At 73.1% G+C, this 2,875-nt stretch carries 5 protein-coding genes; 2 read left to right on the top strand and 3 right to left on the bottom strand.

The features are described from left to right. Positions 1–58: 58 nt before the first annotated feature. Complete coding sequence (locus tag ACFWZ5_RS46010; protein ID WP_384893215.1) at positions 59–802, bottom strand: RNA polymerase sigma factor; 744 nt, start codon at positions 800–802, stop codon at positions 59–61. Between the two features lie 195 nt (positions 803–997). Further along, positions 998–1,426, bottom strand: a complete 429-nt coding sequence (locus ACFWZ5_RS46005) for a hypothetical protein (protein WP_384806698.1) — start codon at positions 1,424–1,426, stop codon at positions 998–1,000. A 313-nt stretch (positions 1,427–1,739) separates the two neighbouring features. On the opposite strand from ACFWZ5_RS46005, the gene ACFWZ5_RS46000 reads away from it, so the two are divergent. Further along, positions 1,740–1,919 carry a hypothetical protein gene (locus tag ACFWZ5_RS46000; RefSeq protein WP_384806700.1) on the top strand — a complete coding sequence of 60 codons (180 nt, stop codon included), beginning with the start codon at positions 1,740–1,742 and terminating at the stop codon, positions 1,917–1,919. Between the two features lie 34 nt (positions 1,920–1,953). Here the strand turns inward: ACFWZ5_RS46000 and ACFWZ5_RS45995 are convergent, their stop codons facing one another. Beyond that, a complete protein-coding gene (locus ACFWZ5_RS45995) occupies positions 1,954–2,370 on the bottom strand; it encodes a VOC family protein (protein ID WP_384806702.1) in 417 nt (138 codons plus the stop codon). Between the two features lie 65 nt (positions 2,371–2,435). Between ACFWZ5_RS45995 and ACFWZ5_RS45990 the strand changes: the two genes are divergently transcribed. Then, complete coding sequence (locus ACFWZ5_RS45990; protein ID WP_384806704.1) at positions 2,436–2,771, top strand: cupin; 336 nt, start codon at positions 2,436–2,438, stop codon at positions 2,769–2,771. The last annotated feature ends 104 nt before the right edge of the window (positions 2,772–2,875 follow it).

Below are 2,875 nucleotides of genomic sequence, written 5' to 3'. Positions count from 1 at the left end.
TTTTCCACGCCCCACACGCCATCCCAGAACCAACACGGTGGGGTGGGCTCGGTTATGTTTATAAGAGCCCGGCGGCGACCGGCAGGGCCGGGGCGGCGCCAAACGACGCCGCCGCCGTGGCCACGAACGCCGCCGCCGACGCGGCAGTGGCCGCCCGCACCGCCGGGTGGCCACTGCCGCGTCGACAGTGCCGCCGCCCCGGATCAGGGCCGCCCGTGGGCCCCCGGCCGGAACCCCCGCGCCGCCGGGGCGCCCGCGGCGCGCCCTCCTGACCCGCCTCGCCGGTCAACTGGGCCCGCAGCCGCCGCAGTCCGCGGTGCAGCGCCATCCGTACCGCGCCGGGGCGCTTGCCCAGGAAGCGGGCGGCGGCCGGGCTGTCCATGCCGACGACCACGCCCAGGAACACGGCCCTGCCCTGGTCCGGCGGCAGCGTGCGGACCAGCTCCAGGGTGTCGTCGGTCGAGAGCTGCTCCAGGACCTCGTCGGCGGTGTCCCTCGGGTCCGGCACGTCGAGCGCGTCGCCCTCGGTGAGGCTGAGGCGCGGCCGGCTCATGCGGCGGCGCAGGTGGTCGCGGGCGCGGTTGCGGGCGACGGCGCCGGCCCAGCGGCGGAAGTCCGCGCCGTCGCCCGTGAACCGCCGCAGGTCCCGGGCGATCTGCAGCCACGCCTCGGACGCCACGTCCTCCGCCTCGTCGCCGACGATCCCGCGTACGGAGCCGAGCAGCCCCGGATGCACCCATCGGTACACGCTTGCGAACGCCGCCTCGTCCCCCTCCTTGGCGTCCGCGAGGGCCCGCGTCAGGGCCCCGTCCCCGATCTTCGTACGCCGCTGACCCCGACCTTCGTCCTGGTCCCGGCCGTCGTTCCGGTCCCGTCTTCGGCCCCGTCGTTCGTCCCCGCCCGCGCCCACGCGCTCCTCTTCAACCCCCGCTGACACTGCTCACCGTGCCCGTGCCCCCGTGTTCGCGGCCGCACCGCGACCGCGCCCTTAACGCCGTCACAGTGAACGTGCCGGTTCCGGTGCGGCCTTCGGTGCGGCTCCCGCCCGGCCCGCGTGCCGTCCGGGCAGGGTCAGATAGAACAGCTGCAGCGACTCCTCGGCCCCCGCCTCGTACCGGTTCACGACCTTCCCCAGCGGGCTCCACACCCGCCCGTCGGGCATCCGCACCCCCACGGACTGCCCGAAGAACTCCCGCTGGCTGTCGTCGAAGTCGAGCCAGGTGGCACCGGCGCGGCGCACCAGGACCTCGCCGACGTAGGCGCCGAGCCCGAAGAGCGAGCCCGCGACCTCGGCCCGCCCGCGCCCGTCCTTGCGCAGCCCGTCGATGACGAAGTCCACGACCCGCAGGCTCCGTACGGAGAAGTCGAGCGGCAGCCGACTGCGCTCCGTCACCCGCGCCACGAATCCTCGCGCGTACCCCCGCATCTCCTCCGCTCTCGGCGCCCTCTTCCCCTCACCGGCCACCTCTCCCCACCCCTTCAGCTACGACCCAGCGTGTACGAGAGCAACGAATTCACTCTCCGCTTAACAAGCGCAACCGATGCCACAACCGTCACGCCTCCGTACGGTGTCCCTTCTCACACGGCCAACTTCGGCCAGGCGTACAACCTTTGGTCCGTACCAGGTGTCGTCCGATGTCGCCCGGGGGCGACTTGCCCGGTTTGCGATGGGCGTAGCGAAAGGTCCAGACCTGCCTGTATAACCGCCTGCCTCGGGGGAGGACCGGAGAGGGAGGGGCTTGAGGGTGGAGGCGGGTGCGCGGGTACCAGGGCTTTCGGAGACCGTGGTGGAGCTGGGCGAGGAGGAGCGGGCCGAGCTGGTGGGGGAGGTGTCGGACCGGCGGGTGGTGTGGGGCTGCTGTCTGGTGGTCGGGGTGCTGTGCCTGGCGGTGGTGCTGTACGGGGCCCTCCGGGGCTGAGTCTCCCTCGGTCGGCCGCGGCTGGGCGGTACCGTCAGCCCCGTGCCAGCTGCGGCCTCTTCGAGTAGTCCGTGAAGCCGGCCACGTTCCCCCAGGGGTCCACGATCTCGACCGTCCAGCCCGTCGACACGGAGAACGGCTCCGCGAGGGGTGCGATGCCCGCGGCCGCCAGTGCCTGCGCCTTCGCGCGGGCGTCCCGCACCTCGATCCAGACGCGCGGCGTGGGCCACGGCGGCGGGCGGTGGTCGACGCCGTCCTCGACGCGCAGGAGCAGGCCGGGCGTCTCGGGGCCGACCTTCAGGATGGCGAGCCCGGCCTCGTCGACGCGGTGGGCGACCGGGAACCCGGCCCGCTCGTAGAAGCCGACGGCCTCGTCGAGGTCGCCGACGGGGAACAGGGTGTTGTCGAATCCGAGCAGTTCGGCGGGGTGCGGGGGCTGATTGTCTGACATAACGTCAGAATAGGCCTGAACCCGGACGGAAGGGGTCCGGCCTCGCCGACGTACGGAGTACTCCCATGCAGGACGTGTACGACCTCACCGCTCTCGCGGAGGAGCATCTGACCGCCGCACGGACCGCCGCGCACGGGCGCAGCGCGCATCTGATCGTCCACGACGGCGCCCTGCGCCAGAGCGTCATCGCCCTGGCGCGGGGGTCCGCGCTCGATGAGCACGGCACTCCGCCTGCGGCGAGCTTGCAGGTGTTGCGGGGGAAGGTGCGGCTGGCGGCCGTGGGCGGCGGGGAGACGGTGCTGGCCGCGGGCCAGCTCTGCGTGATTCCCAAGGAACGGCACGGTTTGCTGGGCCTTGAGGATTCGGTGGTCCTCTTGACGGTGGTGACGGCGGTGGGCTGAGGCCGGTGCCCTGCCGGGGGCTCCCCAATCCCGCCCCTTCCCGGCTGTATCGATTTGCGGCTCCGCCGCGGGGGGCTCCGCCCCAGACCCCGCTCCTCAAACGC

The organism is Streptomyces sp. NPDC059003 (assembly GCF_042740445.1).
In the GTDB taxonomy this organism is placed as follows: Bacteria; Actinomycetota; Actinomycetes; order Streptomycetales; family Streptomycetaceae; genus Streptomyces.
This window is presented reverse-complemented; position numbering and strand designations above follow the sequence as displayed.

Bases quoted from the DNA above. Each gene is read 5' to 3' on its own strand.
- ACFWZ5_RS46005 (WP_384806698.1), bottom strand. From the start codon at position 1,426: ATGCGGGGGTACGCGCGAGGATTCGTGGCGCGGGTGACGGAGCGCAGT.
- ACFWZ5_RS45995 (WP_384806702.1), bottom strand. From the start codon at position 2,370: ATGTCAGACAATCAGCCCCCGCACCCCGCCGAACTGCTCGGATTCGAC.
- ACFWZ5_RS45990 (WP_384806704.1), top strand. From the start codon at position 2,436: ATGCAGGACGTGTACGACCTCACCGCTCTCGCGGAGGAGCATCTGACC.